Source organism: Myxococcus sp. MxC21-1 (assembly GCF_032612255.1).
GTDB classification, from domain to species: Bacteria; Myxococcota; Myxococcia; order Myxococcales; family Myxococcaceae; genus Myxococcus; species Myxococcus virescens.
The window spans coordinates 1,194,484-1,213,941 of the sequence record NZ_CP123278.1 but is presented as its reverse complement, the minus strand read 5'-3'; the positions used below and the strand labels follow the sequence as shown (position 1 = coordinate 1,213,941).

General features: G+C 70.4%; 16 protein-coding genes and 3 pseudogenes. 4 read left to right on the top strand and 15 right to left on the bottom strand.

The annotated features are described in order from the left end of the window. The 3 genes from QEG98_RS05780 (at position 1) to QEG98_RS05770 (ending at position 1,449) form a co-directional block, all read left to right on the top strand. Positions 1 to 585 (top strand): Tfp pilus assembly protein FimT/FimU, encoded by a 585-nt coding sequence (locus tag QEG98_RS05780; RefSeq protein ID WP_316566030.1) that lies wholly within the window; start codon positions 1 to 3, stop codon positions 583 to 585. A 164-nt stretch (positions 586 to 749) separates the two neighbouring features. Next, positions 750 to 1,079, top strand: coding sequence for a c-type cytochrome (locus QEG98_RS05775; protein WP_090485146.1), 330 nt, complete (start codon positions 750 to 752; stop codon positions 1,077 to 1,079). 52 nt (positions 1,080 to 1,131) lie between these two features. Further along, a complete protein-coding gene (locus QEG98_RS05770; RefSeq protein WP_090485148.1) occupies positions 1,132 to 1,449 on the top strand; it encodes a hypothetical protein in 318 nt (105 codons plus the stop codon). Positions 1,450 to 1,470: 21 nt separating this feature from the next. Here the strand turns inward: QEG98_RS05770 and QEG98_RS05765 are convergent, their stop codons facing one another. Next, positions 1,471 to 2,910 carry an ATP-binding protein gene (locus QEG98_RS05765; RefSeq protein ID WP_316567836.1) on the bottom strand — a complete coding sequence of 480 codons (1,440 nt, stop codon included), beginning with the start codon at positions 2,908 to 2,910 and terminating at the stop codon, positions 1,471 to 1,473. A 271-nt stretch (positions 2,911 to 3,181) separates the two neighbouring features. Here QEG98_RS05765 and mfd point away from each other — a divergent pair. Next, positions 3,182 to 6,745 (top strand): annotated as a pseudogene (gene mfd, locus QEG98_RS05745) (transcription-repair coupling factor). 82 nt (positions 6,746 to 6,827) lie between these two features. Here mfd and argE read toward each other — a convergent pair. From argE to QEG98_RS05675, 14 genes and pseudogenes are all read right to left on the bottom strand, one after another. Next, positions 6,828 to 7,969, bottom strand: a pseudogene (gene argE / locus QEG98_RS05740) (acetylornithine deacetylase). 74 nt (positions 7,970 to 8,043) lie between these two features. After that, complete coding sequence (locus QEG98_RS05735; protein WP_410477963.1) at positions 8,044 to 9,576, bottom strand: hypothetical protein; 1,533 nt, start codon at positions 9,574 to 9,576, stop codon at positions 8,044 to 8,046. A gap of 72 nt (positions 9,577 to 9,648) precedes the next feature. After that, a complete protein-coding gene (gene hutF, locus QEG98_RS05730) occupies positions 9,649 to 11,037 on the bottom strand; it encodes a formimidoylglutamate deiminase (RefSeq protein WP_316566026.1) in 1,389 nt (462 codons plus the stop codon). A 67-nt stretch (positions 11,038 to 11,104) separates the two neighbouring features. After that, a pseudogene (locus QEG98_RS05725) lies at positions 11,105 to 12,591 on the bottom strand (hypothetical protein). A gap of 78 nt (positions 12,592 to 12,669) precedes the next feature. Continuing rightward, entirely contained in the window at positions 12,670 to 13,155 is a 486-nt protein-coding gene (locus tag QEG98_RS05720; RefSeq protein WP_316566025.1) for a ferritin-like domain-containing protein, read from the bottom strand. A 121-nt stretch (positions 13,156 to 13,276) separates the two neighbouring features. After that, the gene (locus QEG98_RS05715; RefSeq protein ID WP_141588242.1) at positions 13,277 to 13,588 is read right to left on the bottom strand and encodes a hypothetical protein; all 312 of its coding nucleotides are present in this window, start codon (positions 13,586 to 13,588) and stop codon (positions 13,277 to 13,279) included. Positions 13,589 to 13,669: 81 nt separating this feature from the next. Then, a complete protein-coding gene (locus QEG98_RS05710) occupies positions 13,670 to 14,080 on the bottom strand; it encodes a hypothetical protein (protein ID WP_316566024.1) in 411 nt (136 codons plus the stop codon). A 76-nt stretch (positions 14,081 to 14,156) separates the two neighbouring features. Continuing rightward, positions 14,157 to 14,765 carry an integrin alpha gene (locus QEG98_RS05705; RefSeq protein WP_316566023.1) on the bottom strand — a complete coding sequence of 203 codons (609 nt, stop codon included), beginning with the start codon at positions 14,763 to 14,765 and terminating at the stop codon, positions 14,157 to 14,159. Further along, positions 14,708 to 15,679 (bottom strand): hypothetical protein, encoded by a 972-nt coding sequence (locus tag QEG98_RS05700; RefSeq protein WP_316566022.1) that lies wholly within the window; start codon positions 15,677 to 15,679, stop codon positions 14,708 to 14,710. The genes QEG98_RS05705 and QEG98_RS05700 overlap by 58 nt, the downstream gene beginning before the upstream one ends. Next, complete coding sequence (locus tag QEG98_RS05695; RefSeq protein ID WP_316566021.1) at positions 15,646 to 16,044, bottom strand: hypothetical protein; 399 nt, start codon at positions 16,042 to 16,044, stop codon at positions 15,646 to 15,648. The genes QEG98_RS05700 and QEG98_RS05695 overlap by 34 nt, the downstream gene beginning before the upstream one ends. Then, on the bottom strand, positions 16,041 to 16,529 hold the full coding sequence (locus tag QEG98_RS05690; RefSeq protein ID WP_316566020.1) for a hypothetical protein: 489 nt from the start codon (positions 16,527 to 16,529) through the stop codon (positions 16,041 to 16,043). The genes QEG98_RS05695 and QEG98_RS05690 overlap by 4 nt, the downstream gene beginning before the upstream one ends. Beyond that, on the bottom strand, positions 16,487 to 16,885 hold the full coding sequence (locus QEG98_RS05685) for an FG-GAP repeat protein (RefSeq protein WP_316566019.1): 399 nt from the start codon (positions 16,883 to 16,885) through the stop codon (positions 16,487 to 16,489). The genes QEG98_RS05690 and QEG98_RS05685 overlap by 43 nt, the downstream gene beginning before the upstream one ends. Positions 16,886 to 16,955: 70 nt before the next feature. After that, positions 16,956 to 17,810 (bottom strand): hypothetical protein, encoded by an 855-nt coding sequence (locus tag QEG98_RS05680; protein WP_316566018.1) that lies wholly within the window; start codon positions 17,808 to 17,810, stop codon positions 16,956 to 16,958. A 109-nt stretch (positions 17,811 to 17,919) separates the two neighbouring features. Next, positions 17,920 to 19,449 (bottom strand): hypothetical protein, encoded by a 1,530-nt coding sequence (locus QEG98_RS05675; RefSeq protein ID WP_316566017.1) that lies wholly within the window; start codon positions 19,447 to 19,449, stop codon positions 17,920 to 17,922. Between the last annotated feature and the right edge of the window lie 9 nt (positions 19,450 to 19,458).

Here is a 19,458-nt window from a genome sequence, read left to right as displayed (position 1 = left end):
ATGCGGCCACGCAACCGAGGCATGACGCTGCTGGAGGTGATGGTCGTGGTGGCCCTGGTTGGCCTCTTCGCCACCCTCTCCGTGTCCAGCTTCCAGGGCATGACGGAGCGCCAGCGACTCAGCGCCGCGCAGCGCGAGTTGGTGCTGATGATGCAGGAGGCCCGTCAGAAAGCACGCGCGACCCACCAGCCCGTGCGGCTGGGCACGCGCGTCATGGATGAGCAGGGCGTCCAGGTGACTCGCATGCGCTGGGAGGCACTGGCGTGCAGTGATGCCTGGGGCACGGTGTGTCCCATGCCCGCGTGCCAGGAGAACGCCTGCGGCGTGGGCGGCTGCGAATGCGCGGAGCTGGGGCCGGAGCTGGTCATCCCGCCGAAGCTCGACGTGGACCTGCTGGTGGGCCTGTGCTGGCTGGGCAACCCCGGCACCGGCGCGCCCGTCGTGGCTCCGCCGGCGCCCGGCGGAAGGGTGTGCGAACAGAACGCCCCGCTGCCCCCGACGGAGCGGCTCGTCCTCCTGCGCAACGGGGGACGCTCGAAGCGCCGGACTGGAAACCGGAGCTGGTATTCCAGGCGGATGGCCTGACGGCGGCCGTACGCCCCATGGATTGTGACAAGCACGCCTCCACCCCAGGCTGCCTGTAGGCGGCGTCCGCGCCGCCGCCGTCGCGCGTGCGAACGGGTCCCTTCGGCGTATGCTCAGGGGCCCGGGCCCAGGCCCGGCATGCCGTCCGCGAGGAGCCCCCGACGATGATGAAGCGGCTGGTCCTGGTCCTGAGCCTGAGTGGAGCCACTGGCGCCCACGCGGACGCCGTGGCCGACGTGTGGAAGGCGAAGTGCACCGTGTGTCACGGCGGTGACGGCAAGGCGCAGACGAAGATGGGCCAGAAGGAGTCCATCGGCGACATGAGCCGGCCCGCCTGGCAGCAGTCCCGGACGGACGCCGACATCCGCAAGGTGATTGCCGACGGCGATCCGCGGAACAGCAAGATGAAGCCCTTCAAGGACAAGCTTACCCCAGCGCAGATTGACGCACTGGTGGGATACATCCGCACCATGAAGGCGCCGACGGCCCCTTGAATTTCCGTTCGAGGCCGCGCGTCATCCCCCGCAAGAGAAACGGAGCCCCCCCATGAAGAACCTCACCGTCGCCGTCGTCTTCTGCCTCTCCATGGCCAGCCTGTTCACCTCCCTGCGCGCGGACGCGCTCTCGTCGGTGCACATCGAGAAGGGGCTGTCCCCGGCGCAGTCGCTGTCCCTCCGCCCGGATGACGGGAAGGGCGGCGGTGACGACAAGGGCGACAAGGGCGGCGGTGAGGAGGACGAGGAGGAGTACCGCAAGCGCCGCTACGCCGGCCTGTCCCAGCAGGCGGCCATGGAGCTGGTGGACCCGGGCGCGCTGACGGACGTCATCCGCCTGCAGGCCGCCGTGAAGTTCGGCCAGCGCTAGCAGCAGGCCACGGGCCGGGCCTCAGGCAGACTTGCCTGGAGGCCCGCCCAGCGGCCGGGTGACGCGAGGCAGCGTCACCGAGAAGCAGGTCCCCGTGTCCGCCGACGACGCCACGTCCAGCCAGCCTCCGTGCGCCGTGACGATTTGCGACACGATGTAGAGCCCCAACCCCAGGCCCTGGTGCTTCGGCTTCGGCTGACCCGGCTCGGGGGGCACCCCGTGGAACGGCGAGAAGAGGCGCGGGCGCAACGACTCGGGGATGGGCGGCCCGCCGTTGTGGACCTCCACGCGCTGGAAGAGCGAGTCCTTCGCCGCCAGCCGCACCCGCACCGAGCTCCCCTCCGGACTGTGTTGAAGCGCGTTGCCCAGCAGGTTCGACAGCACCTGTCCCAGGCGCTCCTCGTCCCAGATGCCGCGTGACTCGCCGTCCACCTCCAGCCGGACGCAGCACTCCGGATGCGCGGGCTCCAGTTCGGAGATGATGCGCCGGCACACGTCCTCCATGCACACCTCATGGGGACGCAGCGGGATGCCACCTGCCATGCGGGCGCGCGTGAAGTCGAGCAGCTGTTTCACCAGCCGCGCCATCCGCTCGGCGCTCCCGTCGATGCGAGCCACCACGCGCCGGACCTCCGGGGGCAGCGTGTCCCGGGCCAGGAGGGCCGCGGAGGACAGCCGCACCGCGGCCAGTGGATTGCCCAGGTCGTGGCCCAGCACGCCGATGAAGCGCTCCTGGAAGCGCGCCTCTTCCTCGCGCTCCAGCTCCTGGCGCCGCCGCGCGGTGACGTCCCGGCAGATGGCGAACAGGCCGTACACGGTGCCGTCTCCGCGGCGAAGCACGCCCTTCGTCGTGTGCCAGATGCGGTCCGTCCCCGGGCCGCCTTCCGCCCCTTCGTACGTGGCCGTGTGCCCGGAGCTCATCACCTCGCGGTCGTGCGCCAGCGTCGGCGCGGCCCGGTCGGCGCCCAGCAGCTCCGCGTCCGTGCGGCCCAGGATTTCGCGCGGGGCCCGGTGGAAGGCGCTCGCGGTGGCGGGATTGATGAGGATGTACCGGCCCGACACGTCCTTCACGTAGATGGCGTCGGTGGCGCTCTCGATGACGGCGTGCAGCAGGTCATGGTCGCGCCGCAGGGCTTCTTCCGCGGCCATGCGCTCGGTGAGGTCCTCCAGGAAGAGCACCACGCCGTCGTCATACGGGGATACGCGCGCCAGGAGCCACACGGTGCCCATGGGCGACTGCCGGGACACCCGCGCGATTTCTGGCGCGCGGCGTGTCACCACGCGGACACACGCACTGAAGAGGCCACCGTCCCACGCCCACGGCGCTTCCTCCAGCAGCCGGTTGTGCACCAGGCTGCCCTCTTCTCCGCCGAGCCAGCGCTCCGCCTGCACGTTGGCGGAGACACACTCGAAGTCGACGATGCCGCCGACTGCGGAGCGCACGCTCCGCAAGACGACCACCGCCTCGGAAAGAGGTTCGTCCCCTTCGGTGCCCTGGCACCTGTTGATTCCACGGCCAGATGACATGTCGGCGTGGCCCCCGATGCTGCCGTTGTGAGCCACCCTAACCCCGCAGCAGGGGGTGGGGCCAACCGGTCCCCGGGGTGGCTTAACAGTGCCCGAGCTAACCAGAGCTTCCGATTTCTCCTGTTTCGCTCGACAGCCGAAGCGCTCCGTCGTTGACCTGACAGGGTGAGACTCCTAATTACCCTGGGGCCCTCAGGGTCCACTCATGGACACTTCCTTCACACAGACGCAGGACGGCGGCGCGGCGGGCGACCCTTTCGCCCAGGTGGTTGACGGACTTCGGGCGGGGCAGCGCGTCCGGACGCAAGGGCTCAAGGGGCAGCGCGCGGGCATGTGCTCGCCCGCTTGCATGGCGCGCTGAGAGCGCCGCTGGTCTGCGTGGCGGTGGACGAGGAAGCCGCCGACGCGCTCGCCGCCGACCTGTCCTTCTTCCTGGGCGGCCAGGGCAGCCTGTTGGCGCCGCGCGTGCTGCGGCTGCCTGCGGACGAGGTGCTGCCCTACGACGAGGTGTCTCCCGACGCTGCGGCCGTCACGGAGCGGCTGGGCGCCCTCTTCCATCTGGGGCAGGGCACGCGCTTCCCCGCGCTGGTGTTGTCGGTGCGCGCGCTGCATCGCAAGGTGCTGCCGCTGGCGGTGATGCGCGCGCTGGCCGCGCGGGTGGCCGTGGGGCAGGACTTCGACCGGGACTCGCTGGCGCGCCGGCTGGTGCGCATGGGCTACCAGAACAGCCCCTTGGTGGAGGACGTGGGCACGTTCAGCGTGCGCGGCGACCTGCTGGACGTCTTCAGCCCCTCTACGACAAGCCCGTCCGCCTGGAGTTCTTCGGCGACACCATCGAGTCCATCCGCGCCTTCGACCCGCAGTCCCAGCGCACGGTGGACGCGCTGAAGGAAGTGGACCTGGTCCCCGCGCGCGAGGTGCTGCTCACCGACGAGACGCGCCCGCGCGCCGAGTCCGCCGCCCGCGCGGTGGCTGACCGCATCAACCTGCCCACCATCAAGCTGCGCGAGCAACTGGACGCCCTGCGCGAAGGCCTGCCCGGCTTCGGGATGGAGGGCCTGCTGCCCGGCTTCTTCGAAGGCGGACTGTCCACGCTGTTCGACTTCCTGCGCGACTGGAGCCCCGAGGCGCCCGTCATCTACCTGGACGACCCGCTGGGCCAGGACCGCGCGGCGGACACGCTGTGGGAGGAGCTGGAGCGCTCGCACGGCGCGGCCGAGGCCCGGCAGGAGCTCATCTGTCCGCCGCTGGCGCACTTCCTCTCCCGTGAGGACGTGAACCAGCGGCTGCAGTCCTTCCGCGTGCTGGAAGGCGGTGGTCTGTCGCTGGCGCAGACGGAGCGCCCGCCGGTGCACTTCAGCTTCGGCGGCACCCAGGACCTGCGCGAGGCCATCCTGGCGCACCACGGTGAAGAGGGCGCGCTGTCCCCCTGGTGGAGCGGCTGGAGCGCTGGCGCGAGCTGCGCGTGGCCTGCGTGGTGGCGTGCGGCACGCTGAGCCAGGCGGACCGGCTGAAGCGGCTGCTGATGGACCGCAACGTGGTGGTGAAGGTCCACACGGAGCCGCTGGAAGACGCTGTGGCGCTGTACGAGCCGTCCATCCGCGCGCACCTCTTCACGGGCGAGGTGAGCCACGGCTTCGTGGATGGACCGGGCGGGCTCGCGGTGCTGGCGGACGAGGAGATTTTCGGCGCGCGCGCGCGCCGGCGTCCCAAGCGCAGCAAGAAGCTGGACGCGTTCGGCTCCGGCTTCGGGGACCTGAAGGAAGGCGACCTCATCGTCCATACCGACTTCGGCATCGGCCGTTATGCGGGCCTGACGAAGATGGAGGTCAACGGCGTGCCCGGGGACTTCCTCGTCCTGGAGTACGCGGGCCGGGACAAAATCTACCTGCCGGTGGGCCGCATGCGGCTCATCCAGAAGTTCTCCGGCGGCGACCCCACGCAGGTGCAGCTGGACAAGCTGGGCACCACGAGCTGGGAGAAGACGAAGAAGCGCGTCAAGGAGCAGCTGCTCAAGATGGCGGCGGAGCTCCTCCAGATTGCCGCCGCGCGCAAGGCGCACCCCGGCCATGCCTTCAGCGCGCCGGACCGGTACTTCGCCCAGTTCGAAGCGGACTTCGAGTTCGAGGAGACGCCGGACCAGGCCAAGGCGATTGAGGACGTGCTGGCGGACATGCAGAAGCCGGAGCCCATGGACCGGCTCGTCTGCGGCGACGTCGGCTACGGCAAGACGGAGGTGGCCATGCGGGCCGCCTTCAAGGCCGCGCTGGACCGCAAGCAGGTGGCGGTGCTGGTGCCCACCACGGTGCTGGCGCAGCAGCACTTCCTGTCCTTCAAGAAGCGCTTCGCGGACTACCCCGTCACGGTGGAGGTCATCTCCGGGATGAAGAAGGCGCCGGAGGTGCGGGAAATCCTCAAGCGCGCCAAGGAAGGCAAGGTCGACATCCTCATCGGCACGCACAAGCTGCTGGGCGGCGAGGTGGCCTTCAAGGAACTGGGCCTGATGATTGTCGACGAGGAGCAGCGCTTCGGCGTGAAGCAGAAGGAGTCGCTGAAGAAGTGGCGCTCCCAGATTGACGTGCTCACGCTGACGGCCACGCCCATTCCCCGCACGCTGCACATGAGCATGTCCGGCGTGCGCGACATGAGCATCATCGCCACGCCGCCGCAGGACCGCCGGGCCATCCGCACCTTCGTGATGAAGTACGAGGACACGGTGGTGAAGGAGGCGATTGAGCGCGAGGTGGCGCGCGGCGGACAGGTGTTCTTCGTCCACAACCGCGTGGAGTCGCTGCCCTCCATCGAGACGCAGCTGCGCGCGCTGGTTCCCCAGGTCAGCATCGGCGTGGCGCACGGGCAGATGGGCGAAGGGCAGCTGGAGAAGGTGATGCTCGCCTTCACGGAGAAGAAGTACCAGGTGCTGCTGTGCACCAGCATCATCGAGAGCGGCATCGACATCTCCAGCGCCAACACGATGATTGTGAACCGGGCGGACCAGTTCGGCCTGGCGCAGCTCTACCAGCTTCGTGGCCGCGTGGGCCGGTCCAAGGAGCGCGCGTATGCGTACTTGCTGGTGCCGTCGCGGCGCGCGGTGACGAAGGACGCGCAGCGGCGCCTGGAGGTGCTCCAGAACTTCACCGAGCTGGGCGCGGGCTTCTCCATCGCCAGCCATGACCTGGAGATTCGCGGCGCGGGCAACCTGCTGGGCGACAAGCAGTCGGGCGCCATCGCCGAGATTGGCTTCGACATGTACGCGCAGCTCCTGGAGGAAGCCGTCGCGGAGATGCAGGGCCAACCGCCCAAGGTGCAAATCGAGCCGGACGTCACGCTGCCCATGCCAGCGCTCATCCCGGACGACTACGTCAGCGACGTCCACCAGCGGCTCGTCTTCTACAAGCGCTTCAGCCAGGCCAGCCACCCGGACGAAGTCACGGACCTGCGCGCCGAGCTGGTGGACCGGTACGGCGAAGCCCCGGACGAGGTGGACCACCTGTCCGAGCTGACGCTGCTGAAAATCGACATGCGCGACCTGCGCCTGCGCGGGCTGGAGGTGGGCACCACCCGGCTGGTGGTGACGCTGGGCGCGGACGCGCTGCTGGATGGCCCCAAGGTGGCGGGGCTGGTGCAGCGCTCCAAGGGCGTCTACCGCCTCACCCCGGACATGAAGCTCATCGCCCGCGCGCCACAGGGCGCCAGTGGCCAGGACCTCATCTCCGAGGCCAAGAAGGTGCTGAGGGATTTGAGCCACTGCGCACTGCCGCAGGCGTAGGCGCGGACCTCGGCGGCCGTTCCGCCGCCGAGGCCATGCGCTGAGGCGTGTGCTTCCGCCCAAGCGCAGCAGTCACTCAGGCTCAGCGCCCGCCGCAGAAGTGGGCCACGGCGCGAGCCAGGACGGCCTCGCAGCGCACCAGGTCTTCCACGGGCACGTATTCGCCCGTCTGGTGCGCTACGCGGATGTCGCCAGGGCCGAACACCACCGCCTCCGCGCCCAGCTCCGTCATCTGCGGCGCCTCCGTCCCGAAGGACACCGTCTCCGGCGCGTTGCCGCTGGCCTCCGCGAGGAAGCGCACCACCTCCGCGTCCGCCCGCGTATTCACACCCCGGTCCGTGCGCACCACGCGAATCTGCGCCTCGAAGGCGGGCTCGTCCCGCACCAGCTCCTGGCGGATGGTCTCCAGCAACTGCGACACGCGCTCCGGCGGCTGCCCGGGGATGGGCCGCCACTCCACGACGAAGCGGCAGGCGCCGGGAATGACGTTCTTCGCCTTGCCGCCCTGGATGACGCCCACGTTCACGGTGGTGAAGGGCGGCTGGAAGCCCTCGTCGAGGTCCTCGCGCAGCACCGTCAGCGCCGGTGCTCCAGGCGCTGGAGGAAGCGGCCCGCGCGGAAGATGGCCGACGCGCCCGAGTCCGGGTACGCGCTGTGTCCTTCCTTCCCCCGCACCTCCACCTCCGCCAGGCAGTAGCCCTTGTTGGCGCGCACCGGAATGAGGCGCGTGGGCTCGCCGACAATCGCGTGCCGCGCGCGGCCCAGTCCCGCCTCCACCAGCTTCTTCGCGCCCGTCAGACCGACTTCCTCGTCCGCGGTGAGGACCACCATCAGCGGGGCCTTCAACTGCTCGGCGTTCAACGCCGCGTGCAGCGCGCAGGCGATGAAGCCCTTGGTGTCACACGCGCCGCGCGCATAGAGCCGCCCGTCCTTCTCCGTCAGCCGCAGCGCGTCCGTCCAGGCCGCGTCGTAGGGCACGCAGTCGGAGTGCCCCACCAGGGCCAGCGCGGCGCGGCCGGAGCCGGAACCGCCCTTCACCGCGACGAGGTTCACCTTCTCCACGCCCGCGTCATCCAGGAACTTCTGGCGCTCCGCGCTGAAGCCCGCGGCCTCCAGGCGCGCCTGCGCGTAGTCGATGAGCGGAACGTTGGGGCGGAAGGACGTGGTGTCCATCGCCACCAACTCCGTCAGGGTGGCCCGCAGCGCGGGCAGCGTGTCACTCATGGGTAAGACCTCCAGGGACGGGTCATGCCACGGCACGCCAGCCCCCGGAAGGCCCTTCCCTCCCCCATGTCTACTCAGCGAACGGACGCCACCTGGGGCGCGGCCTCCTCCAGCGGAGACAGCGAGTTATCCCCCGCTCCAGGCCGTCCCAGGCCCTTGTGCACCGCGGGCGCAGCCGCGTTCACCGCCCCCACGTAGAAGACACCGTGGTAGCCGTCATCGTTCGTTCCGCCCCACGTGTGCACGAAGAAGCGGTCGCCGTTGTCCCGCCCCTTCGCGTCACGCACACCGCAATCCAGCCGGTCCTTCACGCCCTTGCGGTCCACCGCGCAAATCCACGCCGACCCGCTGTTGTACGCCATGTCCAGCGCCACCACGCTATCGAGCTCGTCCTTCAACACCAGCCCCATCGGCCGGAAGGACTTGTCCCACGGCAGCCCCTTCTTCGTGCGCGAGTGGATGTTGCCGGACAGGACGATGTGGAAGCGCTGGGGGCCCGACTCCACGTGGTGCCGAACCGTCGCCGCCATCGCGTCCTCGCGCGCCTGCCCCTGCATCGTCGGGTGGTCGAAGACGAACACATCCACGTCCAGCCCGCGCGAGCGCAGCTGGCGCAGCTGCTCCAGCATGTTCGCCACCGCCTCACTGCTGCGGCCGTCCGGGTACGGGCTGCGCCAGAACGGCGCCTCCATCAGCTTCAGCCAGTCATCCTCCGCCCCCGCGCTCTCCAGGAACGCCCCCACGCGCGTCTGGCTCTCCAGCGGCAGCTCCAGCCCCACCGTCACCGGCATGCCAGCCACCGCCACCTGGCATGACGCCTGCGCCACGAAACGCGGCACTTCCTGCGTGCCGTGCATCTCCCCCAGCAGCAACGTGCCACCTGGCTTCACCTGCTTGCCCAACCCCAGGATGGGCAGGCCACATTCAAAGGCCATGGCCTCCGCGCCCGCGTTCGCACTGGGCGTCGTCGCCACCTGCACCGGCTTGGGCGCGTTCTCTTCCTTCATCAGCTTGGGCGCGATGGAGCGGAACACCCGCCACTCCATGACCAGGTCCCGCGAGCCCTGCCCCGAACCCGCGTAGAAGGAGTTCTCTCCCTGGGGCGCGGCGAGGCGGGCCTCCCAGTCCTCGACACTGAGGATAGGGTCGGAGGAGACAGCACCCGAGCCCGCGTTGACGTCTTCGGCGCGGTCCCCGTGGCCTAGCCGTCCTCCCACGACACGGCTGGATCCCCAATCAATCTCCCGGCCCGGAGGACTCAGTGCGGTGCTGGAGCTCTTGGTGATGCGGATGATCCACAGCTTGCTCTTCGTCGGCGTCTCGCGCTTTCCCAGCACCATGTACCGGTGCCAGAAGCTCGAAATCTTCGAGCCGCCGAACTCCTGGCGCCAGTCCGTCTCCAGCACCAGGCTCCCCTTGTCCTCCTTGAAGGGCAGCTTGTTCTCCGTGAAGAACTGCCGCACCTCGGGCCAGACTTCTTCCAGGGGCCGCTCGTAGATGGCCTCGCCATCCGGGATGAACAAGTCACTGTAGGTGCTTCCCTGCCGGGCCGCGCAGCCCACCTGGAAGCACATCAACGTCACCACCGCGAACCACTTCGCGCGCATCGGCCCCTCCGGGAATGAACTCCCGGGGGGAACGTGCCGCGCCCCAATGCCATATCGGAGAAGAACCGACGCTCAGGCGTACAGCCCACGAGACAACACCTGGAACGCGCGGCCACTCTCCTCCGCGAGCGCATGCCTGCCCTCACGGACGACCTCGCGTCCGCCCACCACCACATCGCGCACCGCCGCCTTCTCCGCGCCCAACACGATGGCGGGCAGCAGCGATGCGGGCAAGGCGCCCACGAGCGACGGATGGTGCAGGTCCACCGTGAAGAAGTCCGCGGGCGCGCCCGCCTCCAGGGCGCCCGTGGCGAGCCCCAGGCTCCGCGCGCCGTCCACGGTGGCCATGTCCAGCAGCCGCGCCGCCAGCCCATCCATGGCGCCTCCGCCCGGGTCCAGCACGGCGCGCCGCAGCCGAGACAGCCGCAGGTGCCCTTCCAGCTGTCGCGCCTCATCCAGCAGGTCCACCGTGGCCTGGCTGTCCGAGCCCAGGCTGATGCGCGCGCCCGCCTTCACCAGCGCATCCGCGGGAACGATGCCGTCGCCCAGGTTCCGCTCCGTGGAAGGACACGCGCACACCGTGGCCTCGGCCCGGCCCAACAGCGACACCTCCTCGTCCGTCAGGTGCACCCCGTGGACCGCCGTGAAGCCGGGCCCCAGCAAGCCCAGGTCCGCCAGCAACTCCACCGGCCTGCGGCCATGCTCCGCCAGACAGGCTTCGATTTCCTTCGGCTGCTCCGCCACGTGCATGTGGACGGGCAGCCGCCGCACGGACGAACCCGCGAGCGCCGCCAGCCACTCCCGAGGCACCGCGCGCACACTGTGCGGCGCGAGCCCCACGCTGACCGCCGCGTCGGAGCACACCTCGCGGGCCAGCGCCTCAACCGAACCCAGAAACGTCTCCACGTCCGGGTCGATGAAGCGGCGCTGCCGCGGATTCGCCGCCACGCCGAAGCCCGCACGGGCGTACCCCACGCGCAGCAGGCAGATGCGCAACCCCACGTCCCGCGCGGCGCGAATCACCGCGTGCGCCAATGTGTTGCGGTCCGCGTACGGCGTGCCGTCGGACTGGTGGTGGACGTAGTGGAACTCCCCCACGGTGGTGATGCCCGCGAGCGCCATCTCCACGAAGGCCTGCCGCGAGGCGACGTAGAGGTCCTCCGGGCTCAGCGACTCGGCGGCGCGGTACATCGCCTCGCGCCAGCTCCAGAAGTCGTCCGCCTCCCGGCCCGATGCCACGTACTCCGTACGCCCGCGGATGAGCCGCTGGAACGCGTGGGAGTGTCCGTTGACGAGCCCCGGCAGCAAGGCCCTTCCCGGCAGCGCGACGGTGCGCGCTCCTGCGGGGACGGATTCTGGGGCCAGGATGCGGCCGTCGGCGCTCACCGCGAGGCCGCGCCCTTCGTGGAACCGGCCGCCCGTGTAGAGGAGCTCCGGCTGATAGACAGTGATGTCGCTCACGCCGGCAACTTACGCCAGCGCCACGGGGCGCGCAGCAGCCGCGGCGCGCCCCGTGAAATGCCAGACGTCAGTGGAGCGCGAGCGCCGGAGTCCGGTCTTCCGTCGGACCCCCGAGTTGTCTCCCCCACCCGGACGTCCCAGCCCCTTGTGCACCGCCGGCGCCGACGCGCTCACCGGCCCCACGTAGAAGACACCGTGGTAGCCGTCGCCATTGGTGCCTCCCCACGTGTGCAGGAAGAAGCGGTCGCCGTTGTCCCGGCCCTTCGCCTCGCGGATGCCGCAGGCCAGCTGGTCCTTCACGCCCTTGCTGTCCACCGCGCAAATCCACGCCGACCCGCTGTTGTACGCCATGTCCAGTGCCACCACGCTGTCGAGCTCGTCCTTCAGCACCAGCCCCATCGGCCGGAAGGACTTGTCCCACGGCAGCCCCTTCTTCGTGCGCGAGTGGATGTTGCCCGACAGGATGACGTGGAAGCGCCCCGGGCTCGACTCCACCTGGTGCCGGACCGTGGCCGCCATCGCGTCCTCGCGCGCCTGCCCCTGGGCCTTCGGGTGGTCGAAGACGAAGATGTCCACGTCCAGTCCGCGCGAGCGCAGCTGACGCAGTTGGTCCAGCATGTTCGCCACCGCCTCGCTGCTGCGGCCATCCGGATACGGGCTGCGCCAGAAGGGCGCCTCCATCAGCTTCAGCCAGTCATCCTCCGTCCCCGCGCTGTCCAGGAAGGTGTCCACCCGCGTCTGGCTCTCCAGCGGCAGCTCCAGCCCCACCGTCACCGGCGTGCCGGCCACCGCCGTCTGGCAGGACGCCTGCGCGATGAAGCGCGGCACTTCCTGCGTGCCGTGCATCTCCCCCAGCAACAGCACCCCACCCGGCTTCACCTGCTTGCCCAGGCCCAGAATCGGCAGGCCGCATTCGAAGTCCATGGCCGCCGCGCTTCCCTCCGCGTCAGGCGCCATCGCCACCTTCACCGGCTTGGGCGCGTTCTCCTCCTTCATCAGCTTGGGAGAGATGGAGCGGAACACCCGCCACTCCATGACCAGGTCCCGCGAGCCCTGCCCCGACTCCGCGTAGAAGGAGTTCTCCCCCACCGGCGCATCCAGCCGATCCTCCCAATCCTCCACGGAGAGGCCCGGGGCCGAGGAGCCACCTCCCGCCTTGTCACCGATGATGCGCGCCACACCCCAGTCCAGCTCACGGCCCGCCGGGGCCAGCGCCTTGTTGCGGCTCTTGGTGATGCGGATGATCCACAGCTTGCTCTGGGTGGGGGACTCGCGCTTGCCCATCACCATGTAGCGGTGGAAGAAGCCGGACACCTTCGAGCCACCGAACTCCTGGCGCCACTCCGTCTCCAGCACCATGCTGCCCCGGTCTTCGCGGAAGGGCAGGTTGGCCTCCGTGAAGTACTTGCGCACCTCCGGCCACATCTCCTCCACCGGCCGCTCGTAGATGGCCTCCCCATCCGGGATGAAGAGGTCGCTATAGGTGCCAGCCTGATGGGCACAGCCCGTCATCAGGCCCGCCAACACAACCGCCGCGAAGACCACCGAGCGCATTCGTCCCGTCTCCTCGTAGAGCCCCAGCGGGAGCGTAAACGAGGACCGGGCCCCGGCATATCGGCCCGGCAGGGCGGCTCAGGCGGGGGCTTCGGAGCCTTCCTCGGTGATGGCGCGTGCCCGCTCCCAGGGGCGTGTCCGGACGGCGTCGCGAATCCACATCACGTGGCGCCGCTCGTCCTCCCGGTGCTTTTCGATCAGCGTACGGACCTCGGGGCGCCAGTCGAAGCGCAGGGCGACGTCATAGGCGCGGTTGGAGAACTCCTCGTTGCCAAGCATGGCCACCAGCGCAGCCTCGGTGCCCATCATGCTGGACATCGCCGTCAGGCTCACCATCGCAGTTCCCTTGAGGTCCAGGCGCAGCTCTAGCGGCGTCCCGCCCGCCTCGTGGATGAGGGCGTTCAGGTCCTGTACGTGCCGGACGTGGTCGATTCGGAATCCGTTGAGCCGCTCGCGGACCAACGGTTCCGGAATCCGGGCCAGGGCCGCGTCGTAGGCACCCACGGCATCCGCGTCGAGCTGGGCCAGGCTGCGCAGCCGGGCCACTTCCGATTTGTCGGCCATGTCGAACTCCTGCGCTAAGGGGCTCGGGCAATGTGAGAAGGCTGTTCCCGCAAACCAACCCACCTCCTGGACGCGCTGACTGCCCGCCCCTGGGGCAGGCGGACAGCCAGGGCCCAGGTCTTCAGGCATGCACGGCGTCAGAGGGCGCGCGCGGCTGGGTGGCGTGCTTCCTCCGCGCGGCCCTGCGGTGCTTGAGGACAATCACGGCCCCCAGCACCGCGCTCAACAGCATCAGCGCGTTCGTCACCACGAAGACCCAGTTGCCGACCTTCCAACTGTAGAGCGTGAACCCCACGGAGGCCGTCATCTGCCCCACGAAGAGCCACTTGGACACACCCTCGCTCGAGCCTGACTTCCACTGCTTGTGGACCTGGACAGTGATGGTCAACAGCAGGACGAATGAACTGAACCAACCCAGGGCTTCGGCCCCCATGCACCCTCCTGGCCACAGACGATGTGCATGCGCCCTGCCGTGTGCAGCACGCCCGTCACCCCACCGGACCGCCCACCGCGCTCAGCCTGTCCGCGCCGCCGCCTCGCGGTGTCGCGCAATCCATGCCCGCGCCTCTTCGGCCGAATCCACATAGGCCGTGTCGAGCCGCATCCCACCGCTCAGCATCGCGCCCACCATGAGGCTCTTGGTGGTGGCCTTCTGCTCCATCGCCGCGCCGATGTAGACGACGCCCAGGAACCAGCCCGCCTGCGCGTGGTCCACCAGGTAGCGGCGCGACTCCGCACTGAGGTGCGAGTCCGTGATGTCCGCGGCCAGGTAGAAGCGCTGCGCGTCCGCCATCTCCCGGTACACGCCACACGACCAGACCGACGTCTCCAAGGTGATGGCGCCCCGGAAGCGCGCCCAGAGGATGTCCGGCGCTTCAAACCACGCATGCTGCTCGCCGTGACGCCACTCCCGGTTCAGGCTCATGGGCCTCCTACGCTGAGACAGGCGCCAGGATAGCCCCGGCCCCAGCGTGGACCCAACAGCCTCCCGGTGCGTACCGTCAGAAGCCGAGCGGCAACACGAAGGCCGTGCCGTTCTGCGTCCCCGTCCGGTAGCTGCGCGGCGCGCCGATGACGAGCATGGGCGGCGAGCTGCCGCTGCCCGGCATCATCGACATCGCCTGCCCCAGCGCCGAACGCTCCGAGCCATCTCCCACCACCATGAGGAACGGTGAAAGCGCTCCCTGCTGGCCAACCCCGCCAGCATAGAGAAACACCGCGCCACCGCCGTCGGACGCCTCGGAGGCGCCTGGCGCGCTCACCAGCAGGTCGGGGATGTTGTCGCCCGTGAGGTCCGTGCCGCCCACCAGCCGCGCGCCGAAGTTCACCGCGCGGTGGCGGTGGACCAGGACAACGGGGTTGAGGCCGTCACCCAGCGCGCCCACCACCAGCGGCGAGCCCGCGGACTGGAGCGCCTGCATCCGGTTCACCAGCACCGTCTTGTCGAAGAGCAGCACCACCGGCTGCGTCACGCCGTTGAAGGGCACGCTGGTGGCGCTGATGGCCACGAAGTCGCGCGTGTCACCCAGGAACCGGCCCGCGCGCGTCATGCTCAAGCCCAGGCCCATGTTGGTGAGCTGCACCTCGCTGTCACCGGCGATGCGCCACACGGTGGCCGTCCGGCGCCCGCCGCAGCGCGAACCGCTCGCGTCGAAGCCCAGCAGGATGGCCACGCCCGACCGCGAGCCCTCCGCGTAGCGCCGGCCAGCTCGTCACAGCCGTCACCGTTGAGGTCGCCCAGCGACACCGGCGCGAACGTTTGAATGTCCATGGACGGCATCGTGTAGACGGGCTCACACATCATGCTCAGCTTCGCCAGCGACGCGTCCTCGGGCGCGCGGCCCAGGAACACCTCCATGCCGTCGTTGCGCAGCAGGCCCACGTCCTGGCGGCCATCGCCGTTCAAATCAAACCCGCCCACCACGCCGCGCCCGATGCCGGTGCGCCGGCAGAGTGCCTCTGGCTCCAACGTACAGTCCGCGATGACGTTCGGCGCGAACAGCCGGTACGCCGGCTTGAAGCTGCCGTCCGGCTGTCCCAGCGACACCAGCGCGCCGCCCACCGACTGGGAGCCACTGGTGACACACGCGGCGGGCACTGACGTGTACGTGTTGTTGAGCTCGTTGTTGGAGCTCGTGGTGCCCGTACCCGGCACGTAGAAGTTGGACGCGCCCACCACCAGGTCTGGACGCCCGTCGCCGTTGAAGTCGGAGAAGGCCACGTCAACGCCCACGTTGCGGCCCGCATGGTGCGGCGAGGGCAGGCCCTCCTCCACCACGGTGGCCTGCGCGGGCGCCGACACGTCGTGCACATAGGCACGGCCAATGGTCAGGGCGTTGCCGTCATTGCTGGTACCGGGGCCGGACCAGCCCGGCGCGCCCGTGAGCACCAGCGGACGGCCCTGCGGGCCCTGAGCAATCGCCACCGCCTCGCCGAAGCGCTCCACGCTCGGCTTCGCCGGCACCCGGACGCTGGTGCGCGTCCACTCCGTCACCGACGCGCCTTGACGGTGGTACAGCTCCACGCTGCCGGTGAAGGCCCCTGAGCCGAAGAGGACCGGCCCGCGAAGGCCACCAGCGACGGGTTCGCCGCGGGGCCCCAGGTCGCCAGCCCCGAGCCCAGCGTGTCCGACACCGCCGTCCCGTTGATGACCGTCAGCGGCCGGTTGAGGATGCTGCCCTGCGTGAGCGTGGCCAGGGGATAGACGAGAATCTTGCCGCTCCAGCGCAGCGTGCCGCTCCCCACACCCGAAGGCGCGGACGCGTACGGCGCGCCCAGGAGCAACTCCAGGCCCGGCTCACCGTCGACGTCCATCACCGCCCAGCTCCGGCCCGCGTTGATGCCGCTGGCCTCGCCGTAGATGCGAGCGAAGGCCGCCTCGCGCGTCACCTGGGGCGGCCGGTTGGCGGCTCGCCGGTGGCGGAGTAGCCCGTCAAGTCGAACAGCAGCGCACCGCCCGAATCACTGCCGGACTGCAGTCCTCCGCTCGAGCGCAGGTCCGGCGAGTCCGCCCGGTCCGCCACCGCCAGCAGCAGCGGAGGCCGCGTGCCCTCGGCGGGGATGACGCCCAGCCGCCACGTGCCCTCGTTGCTGTCCGCCGTGTTGGCCGGCAGCACGTACACGTCCGGCGAGGCCCGGAAGCGCGCGCCTTGCGCACGGGCCAGGAAGACGGAGATGGCCATCTGCGCGCCCGACACCGCTCCGGACGTGTTGTACCGGGACACCCGGCTCAGCGCCGCCAGGTCCACCAGGCCGTCCCCGTTGAGGTCGCCCGTCACCAGCGCGCGGCCCAGCTCGGTGCTGCTGCGCGACACCAGGGCGCCATCCTGCGTCAAATCCCAGCCGCCCAGCCGCACCGTGGGAAGGTCCGGCACCGGCGAGCTCCGCGTCGACGCGTAGATGTCCACCGTGCCGCGGTTGCGGATGGCGTTGGTGGGAGCCGGTCGCCCAGCGGCGAGCCCACCACCACGTCCAGGTCACCGTCGCCCTCGAAGTCCGCGATGGCCATGCCCGAGCCGAACGCCGCGTTGCGGAGCAGGCCGGTGAGCTGCTGGCGCAGCGGCGCCGGCGCCCCGCTTCGGAAGGTGTAGAGGTACACCGCGCCGGCGTTGGTGACGGCCACGTCCGCACCCGGCGAGGACACCAGCAGCTCCGCGCGCCCGTCCCCATCCAGGTCGCCCGCGGCCAGCGCATCACCGAACTGCGCCGTCTCCGTGGTGCCGGTGAGCACCCACGTGGGCTCCGTCGGCAGGCCGCCGCTGCCCCCTTGAAGATGAACACGGCGCCGCCCGACGGCTCGTTCAGGTCGCTCTCGCGCTGCCCCACCGCCGGTCCAGGTGGCCGTCACCGTCGAAGTCCGCCGTCACCAGGGTGGCCGCGTCGGACAGACGGCCGTGCGGCAGTCCCGGCCGCGTCAGCTCGTCCAGCACGCGCACCGACACCCGCGCCGTGTCCCCGGTGAAGGGGTCCACCGCGTTGAGCACCGCCACGCCGGCAGCGCCGGGCTCGATGGTCAGCCGGCCGCCCGCCAGCGTCCCGGGGCCGGACTCCTTCGTCCAGTTCACCCGGTCACTGCCACCGCGCGTGGCCAGCGGCACGGACGAACCCGAGGGCACGGCGAGGAAGGCCGGCGCTCCGGTCAGCCGGGCATTTGTGCGGACCTCGTACTGGAGCACCGCCTCGTCTCCCGACTGGGTGTCGCGCACGGTGATGACGTCCAGGCCCTCACGCGTGCCGGCCGTGTAGAGGCCACCAGGCGACAGCGTGGCGCCGGAGCCGTCGGCCGACAGCAGGTACATGGCCGAGCCCAGCACGCCGTCCGTCTCCACCTGGAAGGAGGTGCCCGGCCGCAGCTCGGCGCGCACGGGCGCGACGTTGAACGTCGCCGCCACGCTGACCTGCGCGGTGGCGCTCACGCCCGGGCAGCGCGCGTCCTCCACCAGCAGCGTGTCCGTGCCCGGCGTGCGCCCCGCCAGGAAGCGGCTGCCCACCAGCTCACCCGAGGAGCCTCCCGGCTCCAGTAGGTAGGTGTAATGACCGCTGCCGCCGGTGGCCACCAGGGCCACGGGGCTCGACACACGCACGCGCGCGGGGTGCGCGGTGAGCGTCAGCGCGGCCAGACCCATGCACTGGTCCGTCGGGTGAGGCTGCGCCACGCGCGCGGGCGCAGGCTCATCCGAGCAGGCCGCGGCAAGGAGCGCGAGGAGGGGGCCGCGCGGGTCAGTCGGGACATGTCAGGTACCTCGAGGGAGACTGCGCGTTGCTTCAGGGCCTGGCGCCAGAGGAGGCCCAGCGCTGGATGCGGGAGATGAGCTCGGGGTCCATGGGACCGTCGGCGGGCATCCGCTGGTCTCTCACGGCTTCGGTGATGATGGGCGCGTTGGCCCGCCACAGCTCATAGCTGTCGAGCGAGCGCGCCGCGCTGGAGGTGTTGTGGCAGTTGCGGCACCGCGCCTCGTGGATGGGGCGGATGTCCTTGTCCCAGCTCAGCGGCCCCGACGCCACGGGCGCATAGTCGAACGGCACCGAGCGCTGCGCCTCCGAACCATCCGCGTAGCGCGCCACCACGGACAGGACGTAGCGGCCGGCCTCCAGCGACGCGAAGGAGTAGGCGCGGTGCGTCCCGTCGGCCTCCAGGCCGCCCAGGCTGTAGTCCGGCCCCTCCGTGGGAATCTCCGAGTTGCCCAGCTGGTAGACGACGCTCTCGGGCGCTCCGCCCGGCGGCATCACCGCGCGCACCACCAGCCCGTCATTCACCAACTGCATGCCCTGGTAGAGCCCCCGGAGGCGCGGCACCAGCACGTGGCTCAGCGCGACGGACACCCCGCCCTGCTGCACCCAGACGCTGCCGCTCTCGTCCGCGGCGATGAAATGGAAGTCCCCGGCGCCGGCGTCCTTGGCCGCGCGCCAGACGTTCGCGTCCGCGTCGTACTGGAGCAGCGAGCCGCCCGTCTTCACCCACAGGAAGCGGCCCGAACCCATCAACCACTGCGGCTTCTCCGGCAGCTCCACGCGGCGCCAGCCGTCCTTGCCCCGGCGCAGCAGGGACTGGTTGGTGAGCGCCCACAGCTCACCGGCGGTCCCCACCGCGGGCCCGATGCCCGCCAGGGCCTGCAGCGACTCACCTTCCGCCAGGGGCGCGCTCGTGGTGTGCACCCGGTAGTGGGTGGTGCTGAGGGCCACCGCGACGCTCAGCCCGCCGTCGTGCAGGAACCACACGCCGGGCAGGTTCTCCGGTGAAGGCGCCGCCGCCAGCGAGGTGATGGCCTTCACCGACACGCCGTCCACCTTCAACTCCGCCAGCGTGCCCTCCTGCAGGCGGAACAGGCCGCGCGTGTGCGCCAGCCACACCGCGCCGTCCGCGGACTGCGCGGTGGCGATGACGCCCTGCCCCAGCGCGTCCCGCCAGGGCGGCGCGATGAGCCACCCCGACTCCGCCATGAAGAGCCCGGTCTGCGTCTCCACCAGGGCGCTGTGAGGCCCCAGCCGGAAGACGCCGAGGATGCCGCCCGCCGCCACCTCATTGTCCGGGTGTGGCTCCAGCGCCCCGTACGCGCCGTCCAGCCGCAGCCGGACGAGCTCGCGCGAGGCGGTGGCGAAGACACCCCCGCCCGCCTGGTCCGCGAAGCCGGAGACCGGTGCCAGGGCCGTGACGGCTGGGACCTGGACCGGCTGGAAGGGCGTCGGCTCGGGCTTGTCGAGCGGAAGCGAACGGTCCTCCCCGCATGCCCCCAGGACCACGAGCGAGAGCAGGGAGAGGACGGCGGAGGCGGAAGCCCTCGGATGGATGCGCATGCGAAATGG